We start from the raw sequence: 22309 nt of genomic DNA, 5'->3' as shown, positions 1-22309 counted from the left end.
TAAAATTAATCAACGTTCACAGGTGGAACTGGTCTACCCTGACGTTGGTAAAAATCAGTCACGAAGCTCTCTAATTTACCCTCTTCAATAGCCTTGCGTAAACCCGCCATCAAACGCTGGTAGTAGCGAAGGTTATGAATCGTGTTGAGACGCGCGCCCAATATTTCGTTGCAACGGTCGAGATGATGCAAGTAAGCGCGCGAATAATTGCGACAGGTGTAGCAATCACACTCAGCATCGAGCGGACTGGTGTCGCTTTTATGTTTCGCGTTACGAATTTTTACCACGCCGTCAGTCACAAACAAATGACCATTACGGGCATTTCGCGTTGGCATCACACAGTCAAACATATCGATACCGCGACGCACGCCTTCAACCAGATCTTCTGGTTTACCGACGCCCATCAGGTAACGCGGTTTATCTGCCGGAATCTGCGGGCAAACATGTTCCAGAATGCGGTGCATATCTTCCTTCGGTTCACCGACAGCCAAACCGCCGACAGCGTAGCCATCAAAGCCGATATCTACCAGACCTTTGACGGAGATATCACGTAAATCTTCGTAAACACTGCCCTGAATGATGCCAAAAAGCGCATTTTTGTTGCCGAGGCTATCAAAACGGTCACGGCTGCGCTTCGCCCAACGCAGAGACATCTCCATCGAGCGTTTAGCATAGTCCCAGTCGGCCGGATACGGTGTACATTCGTCGAAGATCATCACGATATCGGAACCGAGATCGTATTGAATCTCCATCGACTTCTCGGGATCGAGGAAAATCGGATCGCCGTTGATCGGGTTACGGAAATGCACGCCTTGTTCGGTTATCTTCCGGATATCGCCCAGGCTGAACACCTGGAAGCCGCCGGAATCGGTGAGTATCGGCCCTTTCCACTGCATAAAATCGTGCAGATCGCCGTGCAGTTTCATGATTTCCTGCCCCGGGCGTAGCCACAGGTGGAAAGTGTTGCCGAGGATGATCTGTGCGCCGGTCGCTTCAACTTCTTCCGGCGTCATGCCTTTTACTGTGCCGTAAGTACCGACCGGCATAAAAGCAGGCGTTTCTACTACGCCACGATCAAAAACCAGGCGGCCGCGGCGAGCGCGACCGTCTGTGGTATCCAGTTCAAATTTCATCTTCACTCCTGCGTCAGAAAAACAGTCCGACGTTTTAAACACTCATGCCGGAAACTTATTCCCCGACACGCTCAGAAATAGCCTGCGGATTGTACGTGATAAACATCGCATCCCCGTAACTAAAAAAGCGATATTCCGCTTTTACCGCTTCATGATAGGCGTGCATGGTGTTTTTATAACCAGCAAATGCGGAAACCAGCATAATCAGTGTCGATTCCGGCAGGTGGAAGTTGGTGACCAGAGCATCAATCACCTGATATTTATAGCCTGGATAAATAAAGATTTGTGTATCGCCGAAGAACGGCTCGATTAGATCGTTTTTGGCCGCCTGCGCCGCACTTTCCAGTGAACGTACGGAGGTGGTGCCCACCGCAATCACGCGGTTACCGCGCGCTTTCGCCGCCAGCACCGCGTCCACCACATCCTGCGGCACTTCCGCATATTCGGAGTGCATAATGTGGTTTTCAATAGTGTCTACGCGCACCGGCTGGAAAGTGCCCGCTCCAACGTGCAGGGTGACGAACGCCATTTCAATGCCTTTATCGCGCAGTTTAGCCAGCAGCGGATCGTCAAAATGCAGACCCGCGGTCGGCGCAGCGACGGCACCCGGTTTTTCGCTGTACACGGTCTGGTACAGCTCGCGGTCGGCGTCTTCATCCGGACGGTCGATATACGGCGGCAACGGCATATGGCCAATCGCGTTGAGGATATCCAGCACGCTGCGTTCGTCGTTAAACTCAACTTCAAACAGCGCGTCATGACGCGCCACCATCGTTGCTTTAATGCTTTCGTCATCGCCCAGCAGCAGCTCGGCGCCCGGTTTCGGCGCTTTCGAGGCACGAATATGCGCCAGAATACGTTTGTCATCCAGCATACGCTCGACCAGCACTTCAATTTTACCGCCGCTGGCTTTACGACCAAACAGACGCGCAGGAATTACGCGGGTGTTGTTAAAGACCAGCAAATCGCCAGGGTTGAGCTTATCGAGCAAATCGGTGAAAGTACCGTGCGTCAGCGCGCCCGTCGGCCCGTCCAAAGACAGCAAGCGACAGCTACTGCGCTCAGCTTGCGGATAGTGGGCAATCAGGGATTCGGGTAGTTCAAAGGTGAAATCGGTAACGCGCATGACACTGACTCAGACTAAAATAAGAGGCGGGTAGTCTAGTGCCGGGGCGTTCTCCCTGCAACCTTTACCCCTCTGGATAAACATTTAACTATGAATTTTCTTGCACATTTGCATCTCGCTCACCTTGCCGACAGTTCGCTTTCCGGCAATCTGCTGGCCGATTTTGTCCGGGGTAATCCGGAAACGCACTACTCGCCTGATGTGGTAGAAGGCATCTTCATGCATCGTCGTATCGACGTGATGACAGATAACCTGCCGCAGGTGCGTGAAGCCAAAGAATGGTTTCGTAGCGAAACGCGCCGCGTCGCGCCGATTACGCTGGATGTCATGTGGGATCATTTTCTGTCGCGCCACTGGTCGGAGATCTCCCCTGACTTACCGCTGACGGACTTTGTGCGCTATGCCCGTACCCAGGTAACCACTATTTTGCCGGAATCGCCGCCACGCTTTATCAATCTGAATAACTATATATGGTCAGAGAAATGGCTTGAGCGCTACCGGGACATGGATTTTATCCAGAACGTCCTGAACGGCATGGCCAGCCGCCGTCCACGGCTCGATGCCCTACGCGACTCATGGTATGACCTCAATACGCATTACGATGCGTTAGAAGAACGATTCTGGCAGTTTTATCCGCAAATGATGGACCAGGCGCGGCGTAAAACCCTTTGATTGCAACCCGCATTCCCCGCCGGATAAGCCGTAGCCGTCATCCGGCAAAAGATTGATAGACAAAACCTGTCTCAATGATTGCCAGCGCCTCTTTGTCTTATTCACGAACACTCTCTATACTGGCCCGCGTTGCGTTCCAAAAACCCCTTAACATTGCAGGAGAATTATATGGTACTGGTAACTCGTCAGGCTCCGGATTTCACAGCAGCTGCGGTACTGGGTAGCGGTGAGATCGTTGAAAACTTCAACTTCAAACAGCATACCAACGGTAAAACTACCGTTCTGTTCTTCTGGCCGATGGACTTCACCTTCGTTTGCCCGTCTGAACTGATCGCATTCGACAAACGTTACGAAGAATTCCAGAAGCGCGGCGTTGAAGTTGTTGGCGTTTCCTTCGACTCTGAATTTGTCCACAACGCATGGCGTAACACCCCTGTCGACAAAGGCGGCATCGGTGCAGTGAAATACGCAATGGTTGCTGACATCAAACGCGAAATCCAGAAAGCCTACGGCATCGAGCACCCGGAAGCTGGCGTTGCTCTGCGCGGTTCTTTCCTGATCGACGCTAACGGCGTTGTTCGCCACCAGGTGGTTAACGATCTGCCGCTGGGCCGTAACATCGACGAAATGCTGCGCATGGTTGACGCGCTGCAGTTCCACGAAGAGCACGGCGACGTATGCCCGGCACAGTGGGAAAAAGGTAAAGAAGGTATGAACGCGTCTCCGGACGGCGTAGCAAAATACCTGACCGAGAACGTTTCCAGCCTGTAATTGGCATGAATCGACAAAAGGCCCGCTAGTGCGGGCCTTTTTTATTGTTCGTAGGTCAGGTAGGCAATTGCGTCACTATCTGTAAGTATCACCCGCGACAATACACTTATCCAAACCACAATTAAAACGCGAAGCAGGAACAGCCAAGCGCGCCCCAGAAAGCCCGGTCATCTGACACCGGAATGCCTGATTGACGCGCAATATCATGCTGATGACCGTGTACGCCACAGCTACCACAGCACTGATGCATCTGCACCATTGCGCCAATTTTTGCCGCAGCAGGCGGCGCTGAGCGATAGTGCCCCGGCACCTTCACCACCGGCGACCAGTCCGGCACAACCGGGATGGCTGGTGGTGCCAGCGGGGTGAAATGCCCTGCCGCATACACGACTTTGCCATCGACAATGGTCATCACTGACTCAATGCCTTTGATCTCTTCTTCCGCCACGTTGAAGTAATCTTTAGACAGCACCACCAGGTCGGCCAGTTGATCTTTCTCGATTCGCCCTTTCTTACCCTGCTCGCTGGAGAACCAGGCGCTGCCAGCGGTCCACAGTTCCAGCGCCACGTCGCGCGGCAAGCGGTTGTTATCATCGTACATCGCCATACCGCCAACGGTGCGGCCCGAAACCAGCCAATAGAGCGCGGTCCACGGGTTGTAGCTAGCCACACGGGTGGCGTCAGTCCCCAGCCCTACCGGAACTTCAGCCGCCAGCATTTTCGCCACCGGCGGCGTGTGTTTGACCGCATCTTTGCCATAACGATCGACAAAATATTCGCCCTGGAACGCCATTCGGTGCTGAACAGCAATCCCGCCGCCCAGCGCTTTAACGCGCTCGATATTCCGTTCAGTAATGGTTTCGGCATGATCGAAGAACCAGTGCAGGCCATTGAACGGGATATCACGATTCACCTTCTCAAACACGTCCAACATGCGGCTGATAGATTCATCGTAGGTGGCGTGCAGGCGGAACGGCCAGCAGTGCTCCACCAGGTGTCGCACCACGCGCTCCAGCTCATCTTCCATACCCTCCGGCAGGTCCGGGCGCGGCTGGAGAAAATCTTCAAAATCCGCTGCCGAAAAGACCAGCATTTCCCCGGCCCCATTGGCGCGGTAGAAGTCGGTCCCCTGCCCCGGTTTGAGCATATCGGTCCAACGTTCAAAGTCTTCCAGTTCCTGTTTTGGACGCTGGGTAAACAGGTTGTAGGCAATACGCACCGTCATCTGCTTGTTGGCGTGTAACTGCTCAATGATCTCGTAATCTTCCGGATAGTTCTGGAAGCCGCCGCCCGCATCGATGGCACTGGTCAGTCCCAGACGGTTCAGTTCACGCATAAACTGGCGGGTCGAGTTAACCTGCATTTCCAGCGGCAGTTTGGGTCCTTTTGCCAGCGTCGAATAAAGGATCATGGCGTTTGGTTTAGCGATCAACATCCCGGTCGGGTTGCCGTTGCTATCACGCACAATCTCACCGCCCGCCGGATCCGGCGTCGCTTTGGTGTAGCCGACGGCTTTCAGCGCAGCGCGGTTCAGCAAAGCCCGGTCATAGAGATGCAGAACAAAAACTGGAGTATCCGGAGCAGCCTCATTCAGTTCTTCCAGGGTTGGCATGCGACGTTCGGCAAACTGGAATTCGCTCCAGCCGCCCACCACGCGTACCCATTGCGGCGACGGCGTTCTGTCCGCCTGGTCTTTGAGCATACGTAGGGCGTCCGCCAGCGACGGCACGCCTTCCCAACGTAATTCCAGGTTGTAATTCAGTCCACCACGAATAAGGTGCAGGTGCGAATCGTTCAGGCCCGGGATCACCGTATGTCCTTGCAGATCGACAACCTGCGTCCCTTCGGCAGCAAAGCTCATTACCCGCTCGTGGCTACCAGTCGCCAGGATCTTTCCGTTGGCAATCGCCACCGCCTCGACCTGCGGGCGTTGCCTATCGAGAGTATGAATTTTTCCGTGAGTCAGAATCAGTGTGGCAGTTTGAGACATAACAATCTCCTGAGATACCGGTCAGGCTTTTTTCAGCCATCCGGCAAACAGACGGGTTACGATGGGCATCCAGAACCAGACCACCAGCGCAACCACACAGGCATCATTGATGAGATGCAGGAGTAACGAGCCCTTCATTGCAGGCAGCACAATGCCGGTCAACCACGGCACCAGATTGGTGCTAGGAAATATCACCAGCAGGGTTATCAGAAACTGTTTCCAGCGTTTGGGCTGGCGTACATGTGGCGCTGGCGGCGTAAACCAGAATGCCGCTTCGGTACGAATTTCGGTTTTATCACCTTCCGCCAGCAGTGGGGCAATCTCTTCCACCAGCACACGGCGCGTATCGGACTGGGTCCAGTTATACAGATGCTCAAGCGTGTCGAAGCGAATAATGATATTCCACAGGTTGTCGCCATCCGCAGGGCGAATCACGTTCGCCCCGAGATGACCGGGAAACTCGGCCGCCACCGGCATAATTTTCCCCAGCCATTGCTCATACCGCTGCGCCTGCTCAGGCAGCAGGGTGTGGGTAATCACCAACGTCACATGTTTGTTCTGCGCCATGAAGGATTCCTTGTTGAGAGGAAACAGGCCGCTTAGGCCAGGAAAGCAATACACAAAATCATTCATGGTGCATCGAGGCGGCAAGGTTGTGGATCCCCGGGAGCTTACATAAGTCAGTGACTGGGGTACGCAAGCGAAGCCAACAAAGATGCAACATGAAGGATGACGTGTATTTAGGCTTTACGTTCTGGCGCGCCATGCACCATGGTATAGGCATAATCCACGCCCATACCGTAGGCACCGCTGTGCTCGCGTACCAGATCCATGACGGCGTCGTAGGTTTCTTTGCGAGACCAGTCGCGCTGGTACTCAAGAAGAACCTGTTGCCAGGTTACGGGTACGGCACCAGCCTGTACCATGCGGTCGATAGAACGCTCATGGGCATCCACGGACGTGCCGCCGGAAGTGTCGGTCACCACATATACTTCATAACCCGCTTCCAGCGCCATCAGTGCCGGGAAAGTCAGGCAGACTTCGGTCCACAGCGCGGAGATAATCAGTTTTTTGCGCCCAGTCGCTTCCACGGCCTTCACAAACGCCGCATCTTCCCAGGAGTTCATTGAGGTGCGTTCAATGGGTTTTACATCAGGATGAACCGCTAACAATTCTGGCCAGATATATCCGCTAAAACTTTTCGTTTCTACAGAAGTATAAATCACCGGAACATTGAATATTTTCCCGGCTTTCGCTAATGCCACGGTATTATTTTTTAAAGTCTGGCGATCGATATTCGCTACACCAAATGACATTTGCGGCTGATGATCAATAAAAATAAGCGTAGAGTTTTGAGGGTCAATCAGTTCCCGAATAGACATATCACACCTTCTTAATCAATAAGTTAAAAGGCAACGGTCTGTATCTGCCGTCAGCAGCAGGATCCTGAATCAGAAAGCTTGTTGAGTATAGCGGGAAATTTCTAACGAGTTATTAAAGAAAACTTACCATCCTGTGAAACTATTAATTCTGTGTTGCGATATATCCTAAACAACATCAAAAAAATGCGCATGATTCATCTAAATTATTCACTGGCATTGTTTTTCTTCATTCGGTACAACAGAAGGGTTTAATTTTCAGGATCTTTTCTGCTTATGCGCATTAATCTGGATGTTTTGCTTATTCTCGACGCACTCGACAAACAGGGTTCATTTGCCGCGGCGGCCGAATCGCTGTTTAAAACGCCTGCGGCACTCAGCTATATGATTCAAAAGCTGGAAAGCGACCTGAATATCGAGTTGCTTGACCGTTCCGGACACCGGGCTAAATTTACCGACACCGGACAGATGATGCTGGAAAAGGGACGTTTATTGCTAAGTGCGGCAAAAGATCTCGAAAAACAGGCGGTACAGCTGAGTTCAGGCTGGGAAAAAGAGCTGGCGATTGCGCTGGACGACTCCTTTCCTTTCGCCTCGCTGTTACCCATTATCGATGAATTTCACGCGCTGAATAAGCAAACCCGCCTCAGTTTTACCCATCATACGCTGGCGGGTTCCTGGGAGGAGCTGACCCATAATGGAGCAGATATTATTCTGGGGGCGATTAATGAACCACCAACGTCAGCGGCCTGGTCCTACAAAATGCTCGGTACATTGGACAATGTATTTGTCGTGGCACCTGAGCATCCGCTGGCCACAGCACCTGATGGCCTGACCAACGAGCAGTTGTGCCTGCATCGGGCGATTGTTATCAGCGACAGCGCCCGCTTCTGCCATCCGTTACAAACCAATCTGATGGAGGAGCAGGCGCAGATCCGTGTCGATGACTTCCACAGTAAAGTGATGCTACTGCGAGCCGGCATGGGCTGCGGATTTCTCCCCCGCCATATTGCCAGCCCGTGGCTTGCTACGGGCGAGCTGGTGGAAAAAACGGTTATCTCATTTCGCCAAAAAGACGTGGCCTATATGGCATGGCGTAATAACCGTGATGGACTGGCGCAGCGCTGGTGGCGAGACGCGCTGCTGGCAAGCCCGGCGATTGCGCACTTATATCAATGACCTGACCATACCGAGGCGGAAATCGCCGGCAACGTCAGGATATCGTCGGCAAGCACACCTGTGCCCTCTTTGTGCTGCCAATGACTCACGCTCAGTAATGGCGAGGCTGGCAGGACCACTTCACAAGCCTGGCCACGGTTAATCGCCACTAACACGCGCTGGCGGTTTAGCACCCGTACAAACACCACCACGTTATCCTCGGCGTAAATCACCTGACAACCACCGTGGCGTAGCGCCTGGCTCTGGTGGCGTAATTTTGCCAGCCGCTGGTACAACGCCAGCAGGTTAGCGTCCTGTTTTTCAGGCTGCCATGGGAAAGGTTTGCGGCAAAACGGATCGTTGTTGCCATCCAGCCCCACTTCGTCGCCGTAGTAAATACAGGGCACGCCAGGCCAGGTAAATAGCCACACCACCGCCAGCGGTAAACGTGCGACGTCTTTACCGAGCAGAGACTTAAAGCGAGCGGTATCGTGGCTGTCGAGCTGGTTAAACATGCGCAATTGCTGTTGATGCGACAACCCCGCACGGTAGTTATCCATCCACGCCATACAGGTCTGGGCGTCAATGGATTGTGGGTCGTATGAAATATCGGTATTGGCGAGGAATCCCCAGAGAGGGAAAGTAAAGCCGCGATAGTTCATGGCGGCATCTTCCGCGTCGGCCTGCAACCACTGGCGAGCATCGCCAAAATGTTCACCCACCACATACGCCTCTGGCTGGGTTTCTTTTGCCGCCTGCGTAATGCCGGCCACGTGTTGTAGGTTGTTACGTGCGCCTCCTGCTTCTCCCAGCATGTGCACCACATCAAGACGCCAGCCGTCCATACTCCACGGCGCTTTCAGCCAGTGACGGACGATACTGTCTTCGCCGCGATAAATTTCATTTACCAGGCTTTCCGAAGAAAAGTCCAGCTTGGGCAGGCTGGAATACCCCAGCCAGTCGAGCGCAACGCCGTCGGCTGAGAAATGATACCAGTCGCGCCAGGGGGATTCTGGGTTATGGCACGCCCCATCCGTTCCCCTACTATGCCGGTCAAACCAGGCGTGCGAATCGCCGCTATGGTTAAAAACACCGTCCAGAATCAAGCGCATGCCCTGCTGTTGGGTGTTGTGCCGCAGGCGTAGCAGCGCCGTGTCGCCGCCAAATTGCGGATCAACATGACGGTAATCTTCGGTATCGTATTTATGCACGCTCGGCGCGGTAAACACAGGATTCAGGTACAGCGCCGTGACCCCTAACGTTTTCAGGTACGGTAGCTTTTCGCTGATGCCGTCCAAATCGCCGCCATAGAACGTGGAGCCACCGGCCTGAGCCGTAAGCGGTTCGTCCCATTCGCGCCGCACGATGTCGTGCCCGGCCGCGTGATGGTAATAGACGTTATCCTGGCCCGCTTCACGCGACTGGCTGCGGGCAAAACGGTCCGGGAAAATTTGGTAAAAGACCTGGTCAGCGACCCACTGCGGACCGTTATCCGGCACATCGACGGCAAACTGCTCCAGACGCGCAGGCGGAAAACGGCTGAATCCCTGTGGGGTGAACCACAACTGACGATCGAGCCAAAGTAATTTAAAGCTATAGCGTCGACGAGGCTGCCCGCTGGAGAGATCAATCGCCGCTCGCCACGCGGTCACACCCGGCTGCGGCTGGCTGCGCTGCTTGTGCATAGCCAGCGAAATCTCTTCGTTATCGTTTTCTGCGCGTAGCGTCACCCGCTGGGGTGGATTTTCCCCCGCCAGCCATAATGTAATCGTCAGTTGATCTTTGTTTTGCTTAACAAATGGGGCAACCGGAAGGTGCCAGGCGTTCAACATCACGTATCCCCTTTGATGATAATGACGTCACCTTGCCATAGCGAAGTGCAGGATCACTCATCATCTTAACGTTTATTGGGGGAGGAGTTCGGGGGAGGAGAAAATTGCCGGGTAACGCAAAGCTACCCGGCAAAAATATTACTGTGCTTCAGCAAGTTGGCGCTCGCGACGGCGCTTGAATCCCCAGCCGACCAGCAGCAGGACAATCCACGCAAAGCCGACGTACAGCGAAATGCGGGTATCCGGATGATAGCCGATAAGCGCGATGATAAAGACCAGGAAAATCAGGCCAACAACGGTCGTCGTTACCCCACCCGGTACTTTAAATTTCAGCGCTTTGACCTCTTCTGGCGGCAGACGACGACGGAAAGCAATCTGCGACAGCAGGATCATAATCCACACCCAAACCGTGGCGAACGTTGCCAAAGAGGCGATCACCAGGAAGACGTTTTCCGGCATGATGTAGTTAAGATAAACCGCAAACAGCAGCGCGATGGTCATCACCATCACCGTAACCCACGGCACGCCACGACGCGACGTCTTGGCAAACATTTTTGGGGCACTGCCCTGTTCCGCCATGCCGTGTAGCATACGTCCCACACCGAAGACGTCAGAGTTAATTGCCGACAGCGACGCAGTCAGAACCACAAAGTTGAGGATCCCGGCAGCAAAGGTAATGCCCATATGCTGGAACGTCATAACGAACGGGCTACCGTCGGTACCCACCTGGTTCCACGGGTAGATAGACATAATGACGAACAACGTCCCCACATAAAACACCAGGATACGCATTGGTACGGAATTGATAGCGCGCGGAATAGATTTTTCCGGGTCTTTGGCTTCGCCTGCGGTAATCCCGATAATCTCAATCCCGCCGTAAGCGAACATCACCATTTGCAGCGACATCACCATGCCGAGCCAGCCGTTGCTGAAGAAGCCACCATTGCTCCATAAGTTATGGATACCGGTCGGTTGCCCGCCGTTGCCAATCCCCCAAATGATGATACCGAAACCGGCGACAATCATGATGATAATGGTGGCGACTTTGAAGAACGAGAACCAGAACTCCAGCTCGCCAAACACCTTCACGCTCATCAGGTTGATGGCGCAGATAATCAGCACTACGCTAAGTACCCAAATCCAGTGCGGTACGGCCGGGAACCAGACGCCCATGTAAATACCAAAGGCAGTCACATCGGCAATGGCGACAATCAGGATTTCAAAACAATAGGTCCAGCCGGTGATATAGCCTGCCAGCGGTCCGAGGTTTTCCTGCGCATAGCGCGAGAAGGAGCTGGCTGCAGGGTTATGAACAGACATTTCGCCCAGCGCGCGCATAATAATATACGCCGCTACGCCGCCGATAATATAGGCCAGCAACACGCTTGGCCCCGCCATTTTGATGGCATCGGCCGAGCCATAGAACAGCCCGGTACCAATTGCTGAACCTAATGCCATAAAGCGGATGTGCCGGGTGCTCAGCCCACGCTTTAGCTTGTTATTACTTTCCATCGATTCCTAACCTGTTAACACAATAAAAAAACCACGGGGCCATGTTAATAGCCCCGTGGTTAAAACTTATTGTCAGTGATATTAGTGTGCGCTGGAGGTCACTTGTCGACCCGCGGCGCGATCCCAGATAACTGCCAGGACCACCATCACGACTGTTGGCATCAACCACGCCAGCCCCTGCTCCGCCAGCGGTAAACGCTGGGTCCAGGCCGGTAACACGTCGCCAATTGCAGAAGCTTTAATGCCATCAAGGATACCAAAAATCAGGCTGATAAACATCGCAGGTGCAATGACGCGGGAAGAATTATGCCACCATGAGCGGGTAAAGCTTAATACAACCAGTGCGATACATGGCGGATAGATAGCCGTCAGCACCGGAATAGAGATCTGAATCAGATGGCTCAGACCCAGGTTAGAAACCACCATCGAGAAGCCGCCGAGGATAAATACCAGCGTACGATAAGACAGTGGAACGTACTGGGCAAAGAACTCTGCGCACGCACAGGTCAAGCCAACCGCGGTGACCAGACAGGCGATGAAAATCAGCGCCGCCAGCAGGAAGCTTCCTGCACCGCCAAAGGTGTGCTGAACATACGCATGCAGAATCGCCGCGCCGTTAGCAGACTGATCGACCAGAATCGCGCTATCTGAACCCAGACGGAACAGCGCGAGATACAGCAGCGTTAAGCCCACACCCGCCATTAAACCCGCCCAAACGGTGTAACGGGTCAGCAGACGCGCTTCAGTAACACCACGCGAGCGAGCGGCGTTAACGATAACAATACCAAACACCATCGCGCCCAGCGTATCCATGGTCAGATACCCGTTCACGAAGCCATTAGAAAATGCCGCAGTTTGGTAGGCTTCCATCGCATTACTGATCGGGCCTGCTGGCCAGACGATTGCGGCGACAGACAGAACAACCAGCGCCAGGATTTTCAGCGGTGCCAGGAAATTACCCACCGTATCCAGCAGTTTGCCCGGATACAGCGAAACCAGAATCACAATCGCGAAATAGATAACGCTATAGATAAACAGCGGCAGCGCAGAGTCACCGGTCAGCGGTGCAATCCCGACTTCGAAAGAGACCGTCGCGGTACGCGGGGTAGCAAATAACGGCCCAACGGCCAGATAGCAAACAGTCGCCAGTAGCAGACCAGCAACTTTACCGATAGGTGTGCTCAGTCGGTCCACACCACCACCGACTTTCGCCAGCGCGACAACGGTAAGTACCGGCAGGCCAACGGCGGTAATCAAAAAGCCAAAAGCCGCAGTCCAGACGTGTTCACCTGCCTGCAAACCAACCATTGGGGGGAAGATGATGTTACCTGCACCAACGAACAGTGCAAATGTCATAAATCCCAAAGCGATAATATCGCGCGATTTTAACTGATGGGTCATAAAGTCTTACTGCCTGTGGATGTGGTGTTGAAAATAATAAATTTTTGCCTTTCCCTGGGGGACAATACAGCGGCATTTTTGCTCAATTCCAGCGGGAAACACTCCCGACCTGGCGCGGCGAAGAATAGTTTTTCGATTTACCGCGTAAATGCAGTCGGTATGACAGCATCTGGAGCGCAATTTAAACGCTTATAACGTTTTAAAGCAAGGTGGGATCCAAAAACCAGAACAATATAGCGATATGAAAAAATGGGTTAGCACAAAACACCATTTCATTGAAAAAGGTATGGGTAATAGTTCGAACAAAAAACAATCAAACGTCGTAAAATTCAGGAGTCATATATTGACCGCATAGAAAAAGCCAGCTTGTGCTGGCTTTTGGAAAGATAATCTTACGAATGTGCTTTAACCGTTACTTTTGGCAATCAAACGTTCCGGGATCACGAAACTAAATCGCGTCCCTTTGCCTGGTTCGCTTTCGATATTCAAACGGCTGTCGTGATGATGCAGCGCATGTTTCACGATGGCAAGGCCCAACCCGCTACCGCCCGTTTGCCGCGATCGCGCCTTATCTACCCGATAAAAACGCTCGGTCAGGCGTGGAATATGCTCGGCGGCAATGCCTGGACCGTTGTCTTCCACACAAAACTCCGCTCCCGAGGCCACATGCCGCCAGCGTACGGTAATGTGCGTTCCCGCAGGGGTGTGGTTCACCGCGTTATAGACGAGATTCGAGATAGCGCTACGCAACTGCTCCTCGTTGCCCCGCACGTTCAGGCTGTTATCGACATCAAAGGTAAACGTATGTTTATGCTGGCTCAGGGTTTGCGCTTCGTGCTCGATCACGCGCAGCATCATGGGCACATCGACTTTCTCATTCAGTTGCAACGTCGGAGCAGCTTCAATTTTTGACAGCGTCAGCAGCTGTTTCACCAGGCCTTCCATACGGTACGTTTGTTCGCGCATGGTATGCAGCGCTTTTTCGCGCGTTGTCCCTTCCAGCGGATGCTCCTGCATCATTTCCAGATAACCTTGCAGCACCGTCAGCGGTGTGCGCAGCTCATGGCTGGCGTTGGCGAAAAAGTTTCGCCGTGAACCTTCCAGTTGGTGCATCTGGGTAACGTCGCGCGCCACCATCAGCAGTTGCTTATCCGTGTAGGGCATCACGCGAATTTCCAGATGCCGTCCGGTATTGAGCACCAGATTGATAGGCCGGCTAAAGTCGCGCGTTTTCAGATATTGTGTGAATTCCGGGTATCGCAGCAGGTTAAGAATATTTTGCCCGCTATCGTCCGGCCAGCGCAATCCCAGAACCTGCTGAGCCAGTCCGTTACACCAGAAGATACCGCCTTCTTCGGTGGTCAACACCACCGCGTCGGGTAGTGATTCCGCCCCGCTGCGAAAACGTTTGATCAGGTTACCCAGTTCTCGACGGCGCTTTTTGTTGCGCAGCTGCATTTGATGCAGCCCATATAACAACGGCTCCCAACTGCCTCGCCCCGGCGGCGGCGTCATGCTTCTGTCGACCCATAGCCACCAGGACAAACGTAATAGATTCCAGAAATGCCAGATAAGCAGGCCCGTTACCGACGCCAGTAAAAACCAGGGCAGGTAACCGAAAAAAGCGCTAAGGATAAATGCCGGTATGCAGCACAGGATCAGCTCCAGTACCAACCTTTTCCATGACAATCGTTCTAGCAAACGTCTTACTCCATAAACGGCCTAATCCATCAGGCCCTGATTCTTGTCAGTCAGAAGCGGGTCGAAAAACGATATCCCGTCCCGCGAACTGTCTGCACCATTCGATCGTGTCCGCTGTGCTCCAGCGCTTTACGTAAGCGGCGGATATGCACATCCACTGTCCGGTCTTCCACGTAGACATTGGTTCCCCAGACATGATTGAGGAGTTGTTCACGGCTGTAGACGCGCTCAGGGTGGGTCATAAAGAAGTGCAACAGTTTGAATTCGGTCGGCCCCATATCCAGCGGATCCTCGCCGGTCATCACGCGATGCGAGGTCGGATCAAGGCTTAGCCCCTGCATCTCAATAACCTCTTCCACCGCCATCGGTGAAATACGACGCAGAACCGCTTTAATACGCGCCACCAGCTCCTTGGGAGAAAACGGCTTGGTAATATAATCATCCGCACCGGTTTCCAGACCCCGGACGCGGTCTTCCTCTTCACCTCTCGCCGTCAGCATCATCACGGGGATATCCCGCGTCATGGCTTCGCGCTTGAGATGTTTAATAAACTGCAGACCCGAGCCGCCGGGAAGCATCCAGTCAAGCAGGACGAGATCCGGCCAGGGTTCATTGAGTTGGTTCACAGCACTGTCATAGTCTTCGGCTTCTACGGGTTGAAAACCGTTTTGCTCGAGCACGAAGCAGACCATTTCGCGAATTGGAGCTTCATCTTCTACGACCAGAATACGTCTCGCCATGATTTGCCCTGTTTATAATTAAATCGTTTGCCATCAATACGGTGCCATTATGCGTCAGTTTTATGACAGATTTATGAAAAGATAGCCCAGGTTTAACGCAGCCCGGCGAATTATGACAGCCCGGAGACAAGATATTACCGTCCTTGAAAGGTTATAATCCCCACCACTGTTTTATCGTCATGGAACTCTTATGCGCATCCTTCACACGTCTGACTGGCATCTGGGCCAAAATTTCTACAGCAAGAGCCGTGCCGCTGAACATCAGGCCTTTCTCGACTGGCTGCTGGAAACGGCACAATCCCATCAGGTGGATGCCATTATTGTGGCGGGTGATATTTTCGATACCGGCTCACCGCCAAGCTACGCTCGTGAGCTGTATAACCGTTTTGTCGTTAATTTACAGCAAACCGGGTGTCATCTGGTGGTGCTGGCAGGCAACCACGACTCCGTCGCCACACTCAATGAATCCCGCGATATACTGGCGTTTCTCAACACCACGGTCGTTGCCAGCGCCGGCCATGCTCCGCAGGTACTGCCGCAACGCGACGGCACGCCGGGGGCAATTCTGTGCCCGGTTCCTTTTTTACGTCCACGCGACATCATTACCAGCCAGGCCGGGCTAACCGGGCAAGAAAAACAGCAACATTTGCTGTCAGCCATCACCGACTATTACCAGCAGCAGTATCAGGATGCCTGCACGCTGCGTGGTGATCAGAATCTGCCCATCATCGCGACCGGGCATTTGACCACCGTCGGCGCCAGTAAAAGTGACGCCGTCCGTGACATTTATATCGGTACGCTGGACGCCTTCCCAGCACAAAACTTCCCTCCGGCGGACTACATCGCGCTGGGCCATATTCACCGGGCGCAGGTTATCGGTGGCACGGAGCATATTCGCTACTGCGGCTCGCCGATCGCTCTCAGTTTTGACGAGTGCGGCAAAAACAAATGCGTGCATCTGGTGAGCTTTGAAGCAGGGAAACTCAACGCCGTCGAGAATCTCACCGTACCGGTCACCCAGCCGCTTGCGGTACTGAAAGGCGATCTCGCCGCCATTACCGCCCAGCTTGAGCAGTGGCGCAACGTACAGCAAGAGCCGCCTGTGTGGCTGGATATTGAAATTACCACCGATGACTATCTGCATGATATGCAGCGTAAAATCCAGGCCTTGACCGAAGATTTACCGGTAGAGGTGTTATTGGTGCGCCGCAGTCGCGAACAGCGCGAACGCATTATGGCCAATGAACGTCGTGAAACATTAAGCGAGCTGAGCGTGGCGGAGGTTTTTGACCGCCGCCTGGCGCTGGAAGAACTCGAAGAACCGCAGCGCGAGCGGCTTAATCAGCTGTTTAGCGCAACCGTACAGACGCTTGCCGGGGAGGCTGAAGCATGAAAATTCTCAGCCTGCGCCTGAAAAATCTCAACTCCCTGAAGGGAGAATGGAAAGTCGATTTCACGGCAGAACCTTTTGCCAGCAACGGGCTGTTCGCTATCACCGGGCCCACAGGCGCGGGGAAAACCACCCTGCTGGACGCAATTTGCCTTGCGCTGTACCACGAAACGCCGCGCCTGAATACTGTGTCACAGTCGCAAAACGACCTGATGACCCGCGACACAGCGGAGTGTCTGGCCGAGGTGGAATTTGAAGTGCGGGGCGAAGCCTACCGCGCATTCTGGAGCCAGAACCGGGCGCGTAATCAGCCAGAGGGCAACCTGCAGGTTCCGCGCGTTGAGCTGGCCCGCTGCGCCGACGGTAAAATCCTCGCTGATAAAGTCAAAGACAAGCTGGAGATGACCGCCGAGCTTACCGGGCTGGATTACGGCCGTTTTACCCGTTCCATGCTGCTCTCTCAGGGCCAGTTTGCCGCATTTCTCAATGCCAAACCAAAAGAGCGCGCCGAGCTGCTCGAAGAGTTAACCGGTACTGAGATCTACGGTCAAATCTCCGCCATGGTGTTTGAAAAGCACAAATCAGCGCGTACGGAGCTGGAAAAACTGCAGGCCCAGGCCAGCGGCGTGGCGCTGTTAGCGCCAGAGCAGGTGCAATCTCTGACAGAAAGTTTGCAGGTACTTACTGACGAAGAAAAACAATACCTTACCAGCCAACAAACCCAGCAACAGCACCTCAACTGGCTCATTCGGCAAAATGAGCTACAAACGGATATAAACCGCCACCAGCAGGCATTACAGGCAGCGCTTCAGGCGCAAGAAGACGCGCAGCCGCAGTTGGCGGCACTGAATCTGGCACTGCCGGCCAGGGCGTTACGCCCGCACTGGGAGCGAATTCAGGAACAAACGGCTACCATCGAGCGTACGCGCCAGAAGATTCAGGAAGTGAATGCTCGCTTACAAAGCAGCTTAACGCTGCGCGGGCGTATTCGTCAGCAGGCACAAATGCAGTCGACCTTGATGCTAGCCGAACAACAGACGTTAACCGACTGGCTTAATGAGCATGATCGCTTCCGCTTATGGAGTAGCGAACTGGCAGGATGGAAAGCGCTGCTGGCCCAACAGTCCGACGCCAGCACCCAGCTACGCCAATGGCAGCAGCTGCGAGAAAACGACACGCGTAAGCTCAATGCACTAACGCTTCCCGCGCTGACCCTTTCACCGCAGGAGGTAACGGATGCGCTGGCGCAACATGTGCAGCTTCGTCCGTTACGCCAGCGGCTGAGCAATTTACACGGGCAAATCACCCCGAAGCAAAAACAACTGGCACAGTTACGCGCCACGCTTGTACAGCATCAACAAGAGTTGACCCAGCGCAACGCGGTGCTTGCCGAAAAACGTCAGCGCTATAAAGATAAAAATCAGCAGCTTACTGATGTGAGAGTCATTTGCGAGCAAGAAGCCCGCATCAAAGATCTGGAAAGCCAACGGGCATTGTTGCAATCCGGCATGCCTTGCCCGCTATGCGGCTCCATCGCACATCCGGCGATTGAACGCTATCAAACGCTCGAACTGAGCGTGAATCAGACGCGGCGTGAGGCACTGGAAAAAGAGGTCAAAACGCTGGCCGATGAGGGTTCAACGTTACGCGGCCAGCTTGAGGCGATAACCCAGCAACTTCAGCGGGATGAACGCGAAGCACAGACGCTTTCTCAGGAGGAGCAAGCACTTACTCAAGAGTGGCTGACCGTCACCGCCAGCCTCAACGTCACGCTACAACCGCAGGATGACATTGCCCCGTGGCTGGCCGCTCAGGAAGAGCACGAACAACAGCTTCACCAGTTGAGCCTGCGTCATACCCTGCAGGCGCAAATCACCGCGCATACCGAGCAGATTACCCAGCTCCAGCTGCATATTGACCAGCGCCAGGCGACGCTAACCGCCGAGCTTTCCCGCTATGGTCTGGCCCTTCCACCCGAGGATGACGTCGCCTCATGGCTAAGCGAACGGGCGAACGAAGCACAAATGTGGCAACAGCGTCAGAATGAACTGACCGAGTTACAGGCCCGGATTGCCCAGCTTGCGCCGCTGCTGGAAACGTTGCCTGAAACCGAGGCGCTTTCTGAAAACATTGAGGATTTGTCGCTGGAAAACTGGCGGCAGGTGCACGACGATTGCCTCTCTTTACAGGGACAGTGGCAAACCTTGCAACAGCAGGAGGCGCAGGACGTTCAGCGCGCCACGGAAATCCAGGCGCAGTTTGATGCCGCATTGCAGGCCAGCATCTTTGCCGATCGCGACGCCTTTATTGCCGCCCTGCTGGACGAAGAGACCTTTAATCGCCTGGAGCAGTTGAAGCAATCACTGGAAGGCCAGCGACAGCAGGCGCAAACGCTGGTTAATCAGGCCCAGCAGGCACTGACGGCTCATCAACAGCAGCAACCAACAGAAGTGGATCTCACGCTGACGGCGCAGCATCTGCACGACGCGCTGGCGCAGCTCACCCAACTGCTACGCGATAACACTACTCGTCAGGGCGAAATTCGCCAGCAGCTCAAACAAGATGCTGAAAACCGCCAGCAGCAGCAGGCGCTGATGCAGGAGATTGAAAAAGTCGCGCAGCAGGTCGAAGACTGGGGGTATTTGAATGCACTGATCGGCTCGAAAGAGGGAGATAAGTTCCGCAAATTTGCCCAGGGGCTGACGCTGGATAACCTCGTCTGGCTTGCCAACAACCAGTTAACCCGTCTGCACGGTCGCTATTTGTTGCAGCGCAAGGCCAGCGAAGCGTTAGAGCTGGAAGTGGTTGATACCTGGCAGGCCGATGCCGTACGTGATACGCGTACGCTTTCCGGCGGCGAGAGCTTCCTCGTGAGTCTGGCGCTGGCGCTGGCGTTGTCCGATCTGGTCAGCCACAAAACCCGAATTGACTCCCTGTTCCTCGACGAAGGTTTCGGCACGCTGGACAGTGAAACGCTGGATACCGCACTGGACGCGCTTGATGCGCTCAACGCTACCGGTAAAACCATTGGCGTGATCAGCCACGTCGAAGCAATGAAAGAACGCATTCCGGTGCAGATCAAGGTGAAAAAAATCAACGGTCTGGGCTACAGCAAACTCGACAAAATGTTTGCGGTGGAGTAATCGGCCAGCGGATATGGTGTCACAGGCCGGATAAGCGCTAACGCTATCCGGCACGCTATGTAGCACAATATTGCATACTCAGGGACGGATATGAAATGGCATTCCACTTCGCTTATCCGCAAGCTATCGCTATTGGCGGCGAACGTTCGTCGCTATGACGCAAATCCTGCGTCTTTCTTGTTGGCAGGTGGTATGAAAAAAGTCATTTTCTCTTTAGCGCTCGGAACATTTGGGCTGGGCATGGCCGAGTTTGGCATCATGGGTGTCCTCACTGAGCTGGCGCGGGACGTGGGAATTTCCATTCCTGCCGCTGGCCATATGATTTCGTTTTACGCCTTTGGCGTAGTGCTTGGCGCGCCCATTATTGCGCTCTTTTCCAATCGCTTTTCGCTCAAACATATTTTGCTGTTTCTGGTCACCCTGTGCGTGATTGGCAACGCCATCTTCACCCTCTCTTCCTCGTATTTTATGCTGGCGGTGGGCAGGCTGGTTTCCGGCTTCCCTCATGGCGCATTTTTCGGCGTGGGCGCGATTATCCTGTCGAAGCTAGCCCGTCCAGGAAAAGTCACCGCCGCCGTCGCGGGCATGATTTCGGGGATGACCGTTGCCAATCTGGTTGGCATTCCCGTCGGCACCTGGCTGAGCCAGGAATTTAGCTGGCGCTACACGTTTCTGCTGATAGCCGTCTTTAATATCGCCGTAATAGTCTCGGTCGCTTTTTGGGTCCCCAACATTAGCGATGAGGTAAAAGGGAAACTGCGCGAACAATTTCACTTTTTGAAAAGCCCCGCCCCGTGGTTCATTTTTTCCGCCACCATGTTTGGGAACGCCGGGGTTTTCGCCTGGTTCAGCTACGTCAAACCGTACATGATGTATATCTCCGGCTTCTCCGAGGCGCTAATGACCTTCATCATGATGCTGGTGGGATTGGGAATGGTGTTAGGAAATCTGCTAAGCGGTAGGCTGTCAGGCCGTTATACGCCGCTGCGAATTGCGGTAATAACCGACTTCGTGATTGTGCTGGCTCTGCTGCTGCTCTTTGCCTTTGGCGGCATCAAAGCCGCGTCGCTGACCTTCGCTTTCATTTGCTGCGCGGGTCTGTTTGCTCTGTCGGCGCCGTTGCAAATTTTGCTTCTGCAAAATGCTAAAGGGGGAGAACTACTGGGCGCGGCTGGCGGGCAAATTGCCTTCAATCTCGGCAGCGCGATTGGCGCGTACTGCGGTGGCATGATGCTGACGCTGGGATTTGCCTACAACTACGTGACGCTGCCGGCTGCGCTGCTGTCGTTTTCTGCGATGTCCTCGCTGCTGCTCTATGGTCGCCTGAAGCGCGGCGTGCAACAACAGGTTGCACCCGCGACATAACAACCGTTTATACGTGCGGCCACAGCCAGGCCGCGCCGCGCACGCCGCTGGAGTCACCGTGCAACGCCTTGCGTAGAGGCGTTTCACACTCGCCGCCAAAAACAAATTGCTTCATCAACGTCGGAACGTTTTGATACAGTCGATCGACATTGCTCATTCCGCCACCCAGCACAATGACGTCCGGATCGAGAATATTCACCACATGTGCCAGTGATTTCGCCAGACGAAGCTCATAGCGGCTCAACGCTTGCTCCGCAAGAGTATCCTGCGCATTAACAAGGCTGATAATTTCACTGCCTTTGAGCGGCTTACCGCTCAGGCGCTGGTAGTCGGTGGCAAAACCGGTCCCGGAAATGAAGGTTTCAATGCAGCCTTGTTTGCCGCAATAACAGGGGACTTCCTGCCGATAACGCAGCTCATCTTCGTCCATCCACGGCAGCGGATTATGCCCCCACTCCCCTGCGGTACCGTTACCGCCCGTGTGTGCCCGACCATTCAGCGCCACGCCTGCGCCACATCCGGTGCCGATAATCACCGCAAACACGGTTTGCGCCCCCGCCGCTGCCCCATCCACCGCTTCAGAAACCGCCAGACAGTTGGCATCATTTGCCAACCGCACTTCGCGATTCAGACGCGAACTCAGATCTTTGTCAAAAGGTTGCCCGTTAAGCCAGGTCGAGTTGGCATTCTTTACCACCCCGGTGTAGGGCGAGATTGAACCGGGAATGCCCATTCCCACGGTTCCCGTCTGCCCGGTGGCGTTTTCCGCCATCTCCACCAGCATGGCGATGGTTTCTATCGTTTGCCGATAATCATCACGCGGCGTGGGCAGGCGATGGCGAAAAAGCTGTTCGCCCGCATCGCCAAGCGCAATAACTTCCGTTTTCGTACCGCCCAAATCGATACCTATACGCACTGTTTGCTCCTCTTCCCGATTAACAATGCAAGCATAGCGACAATTCGCTATCATGCCCGCTGGATTTAACGACAAGGCCG

17 protein-coding genes are annotated in these 22309 nt (G+C 54.1%); 6 read left to right on the top strand and 11 right to left on the bottom strand.

From position 1 onward, the window contains the following. Positions 1-5 precede the first annotated feature (5 nt). Together tgt and queA are read right to left on the bottom strand one after the other, a co-directional pair. Positions 6-1133 carry a tRNA guanosine(34) transglycosylase Tgt gene (gene tgt / locus WN16_RS09085; protein WP_003021535.1) on the bottom strand — a complete coding sequence of 376 codons (1128 nt, stop codon included), beginning with the start codon at positions 1131-1133 and terminating at the stop codon, positions 6-8. A 55-nt stretch (positions 1134-1188) separates the two neighbouring features. After that, the gene (queA, locus tag WN16_RS09080) at positions 1189-2259 is read right to left on the bottom strand and encodes a tRNA preQ1(34) S-adenosylmethionine ribosyltransferase-isomerase QueA (protein ID WP_044699350.1); all 1071 of its coding nucleotides are present in this window, start codon (positions 2257-2259) and stop codon (positions 1189-1191) included. A 90-nt stretch (positions 2260-2349) separates the two neighbouring features. On the opposite strand from queA, the gene acpH reads away from it, so the two are divergent. Together acpH and WN16_RS09070 are read left to right on the top strand one after the other, a co-directional pair. After that, the gene (gene acpH / locus WN16_RS09075; protein WP_003021527.1) at positions 2350-2931 is read left to right on the top strand and encodes an ACP phosphodiesterase; all 582 of its coding nucleotides are present in this window, start codon (positions 2350-2352) and stop codon (positions 2929-2931) included. 168 nt (positions 2932-3099) lie between these two features. Next, entirely contained in the window at positions 3100-3702 is a 603-nt protein-coding gene (locus tag WN16_RS09070) for a peroxiredoxin (RefSeq protein WP_003021524.1), read from the top strand. A 121-nt stretch (positions 3703-3823) separates the two neighbouring features. Here WN16_RS09070 and WN16_RS09065 read toward each other — a convergent pair whose 3' ends face one another. The 3 genes from WN16_RS09065 to WN16_RS09055 form a co-directional block, all read right to left on the bottom strand. After that, positions 3824-5692 carry an amidohydrolase gene (locus WN16_RS09065; protein ID WP_047715963.1) on the bottom strand — a complete coding sequence of 623 codons (1869 nt, stop codon included), beginning with the start codon at positions 5690-5692 and terminating at the stop codon, positions 3824-3826. A gap of 21 nt (positions 5693-5713) precedes the next feature. Beyond that, positions 5714-6259 (bottom strand): antibiotic biosynthesis monooxygenase, encoded by a 546-nt coding sequence (locus tag WN16_RS09060; protein ID WP_003835991.1) that lies wholly within the window; start codon positions 6257-6259, stop codon positions 5714-5716. A gap of 173 nt (positions 6260-6432) precedes the next feature. After that, a complete protein-coding gene (locus tag WN16_RS09055; RefSeq protein WP_003021513.1) occupies positions 6433-7074 on the bottom strand; it encodes a hydrolase in 642 nt (213 codons plus the stop codon). 273 nt (positions 7075-7347) lie between these two features. Here WN16_RS09055 and WN16_RS09050 point away from each other — a divergent pair, with 273 nt between their 5' ends. Continuing rightward, positions 7348-8250, top strand: coding sequence for a LysR family transcriptional regulator (locus WN16_RS09050; RefSeq protein WP_044699345.1), 903 nt, complete (start codon positions 7348-7350; stop codon positions 8248-8250). Here the strand turns inward: WN16_RS09050 and malZ are convergent. The 5 genes from malZ to phoB all read right to left on the bottom strand — a co-directional run bounded on the left by malZ (position 8244) and on the right by phoB (position 15415). Then, positions 8244-10061, bottom strand: coding sequence for a maltodextrin glucosidase (malZ, locus tag WN16_RS09045; protein ID WP_044699344.1), 1818 nt, complete (start codon positions 10059-10061; stop codon positions 8244-8246). The genes WN16_RS09050 and malZ overlap by 7 nt on opposite strands. Before the next feature lie 138 nt (positions 10062-10199). Continuing rightward, positions 10200-11573 (bottom strand): proline-specific permease ProY, encoded by a 1374-nt coding sequence (gene proY, locus WN16_RS09040; protein ID WP_003021504.1) that lies wholly within the window; start codon positions 11571-11573, stop codon positions 10200-10202. Positions 11574-11654: 81 nt separating this feature from the next. Then, complete coding sequence (gene brnQ / locus WN16_RS09035) at positions 11655-12974, bottom strand: branched-chain amino acid transporter carrier protein BrnQ (protein ID WP_003021501.1); 1320 nt, start codon at positions 12972-12974, stop codon at positions 11655-11657. A 405-nt stretch (positions 12975-13379) separates the two neighbouring features. Next, entirely contained in the window at positions 13380-14675 is a 1296-nt protein-coding gene (gene phoR / locus WN16_RS09025) for a phosphate regulon sensor histidine kinase PhoR (RefSeq protein WP_016149692.1), read from the bottom strand. 50 nt (positions 14676-14725) lie between these two features. Next, a complete protein-coding gene (gene phoB, locus WN16_RS09020) occupies positions 14726-15415 on the bottom strand; it encodes a phosphate response regulator transcription factor PhoB (RefSeq protein ID WP_003021496.1) in 690 nt (229 codons plus the stop codon). Between the two features lie 190 nt (positions 15416-15605). On the opposite strand from phoB, the gene sbcD reads away from it, so the two are divergent. The 3 genes from sbcD (at position 15606) to araJ (ending at position 21313) form a co-directional block, all read left to right on the top strand. After that, positions 15606-16808 (top strand): exonuclease subunit SbcD, encoded by a 1203-nt coding sequence (gene sbcD, locus WN16_RS09015; protein ID WP_032936985.1) that lies wholly within the window; start codon positions 15606-15608, stop codon positions 16806-16808. Beyond that, positions 16805-19948 carry an exonuclease subunit SbcC gene (gene sbcC / locus WN16_RS09010; protein ID WP_044699338.1) on the top strand — a complete coding sequence of 1048 codons (3144 nt, stop codon included), beginning with the start codon at positions 16805-16807 and terminating at the stop codon, positions 19946-19948. The genes sbcD and sbcC overlap by 4 nt, the downstream gene beginning before the upstream one ends. A 192-nt stretch (positions 19949-20140) precedes the next feature. Beyond that, positions 20141-21313, top strand: a complete 1173-nt coding sequence (gene araJ / locus WN16_RS09005) for an MFS transporter AraJ (protein ID WP_032937081.1) — start codon at positions 20141-20143, stop codon at positions 21311-21313. Between the two features lie 7 nt (positions 21314-21320). Here araJ and mak read toward each other — a convergent pair whose 3' ends face one another. Continuing rightward, on the bottom strand, positions 21321-22229 hold the full coding sequence (gene mak / locus WN16_RS09000) for a fructokinase (RefSeq protein ID WP_044699335.1): 909 nt from the start codon (positions 22227-22229) through the stop codon (positions 21321-21323). Positions 22230-22309 lie beyond the last annotated feature (80 nt).

The organism is Citrobacter sp. ABFQG, from assembly GCF_004322975.1.
Lineage (GTDB): Bacteria > Pseudomonadota > Gammaproteobacteria > Enterobacterales > Enterobacteriaceae > Citrobacter > Citrobacter freundii.
Note: the sequence above shows the minus strand (reverse complement) of the source record. Positions and strands in the feature narration are given on the sequence as shown.

Coding starts and splice junctions, on each gene's coding strand:
- tgt (WP_003021535.1), bottom strand. CDS start 1,133: ATGAAATTTGAACTGGATACCACAGACGGTCGCGCTCGCCGCGGCCGC.
- queA (WP_044699350.1), bottom strand. CDS start 2,259: ATGCGCGTTACCGATTTCACCTTTGAACTACCCGAATCCCTGATTGCC.
- acpH (WP_003021527.1), top strand. CDS start 2,350: ATGAATTTTCTTGCACATTTGCATCTCGCTCACCTTGCCGACAGTTCG.
- WN16_RS09070 (WP_003021524.1), top strand. CDS start 3,100: ATGGTACTGGTAACTCGTCAGGCTCCGGATTTCACAGCAGCTGCGGTA.
- WN16_RS09065 (WP_047715963.1), bottom strand. CDS start 5,692: ATGTCTCAAACTGCCACACTGATTCTGACTCACGGAAAAATTCATACT.
- WN16_RS09060 (WP_003835991.1), bottom strand. CDS start 6,259: ATGGCGCAGAACAAACATGTGACGTTGGTGATTACCCACACCCTGCTG.
- WN16_RS09055 (WP_003021513.1), bottom strand. CDS start 7,074: ATGTCTATTCGGGAACTGATTGACCCTCAAAACTCTACGCTTATTTTT.
- WN16_RS09050 (WP_044699345.1), top strand. CDS start 7,348: ATGCGCATTAATCTGGATGTTTTGCTTATTCTCGACGCACTCGACAAA.
- malZ (WP_044699344.1), bottom strand. CDS start 10,061: ATGTTGAACGCCTGGCACCTTCCGGTTGCCCCATTTGTTAAGCAAAAC.
- proY (WP_003021504.1), bottom strand. CDS start 11,573: ATGGAAAGTAATAACAAGCTAAAGCGTGGGCTGAGCACCCGGCACATC.
- brnQ (WP_003021501.1), bottom strand. CDS start 12,974: ATGACCCATCAGTTAAAATCGCGCGATATTATCGCTTTGGGATTTATG.
- phoB (WP_003021496.1), bottom strand. CDS start 15,415: ATGGCGAGACGTATTCTGGTCGTAGAAGATGAAGCTCCAATTCGCGAA.
- sbcD (WP_032936985.1), top strand. CDS start 15,606: ATGCGCATCCTTCACACGTCTGACTGGCATCTGGGCCAAAATTTCTAC.
- sbcC (WP_044699338.1), top strand. CDS start 16,805: ATGAAAATTCTCAGCCTGCGCCTGAAAAATCTCAACTCCCTGAAGGGA.
- araJ (WP_032937081.1), top strand. CDS start 20,141: ATGAAAAAAGTCATTTTCTCTTTAGCGCTCGGAACATTTGGGCTGGGC.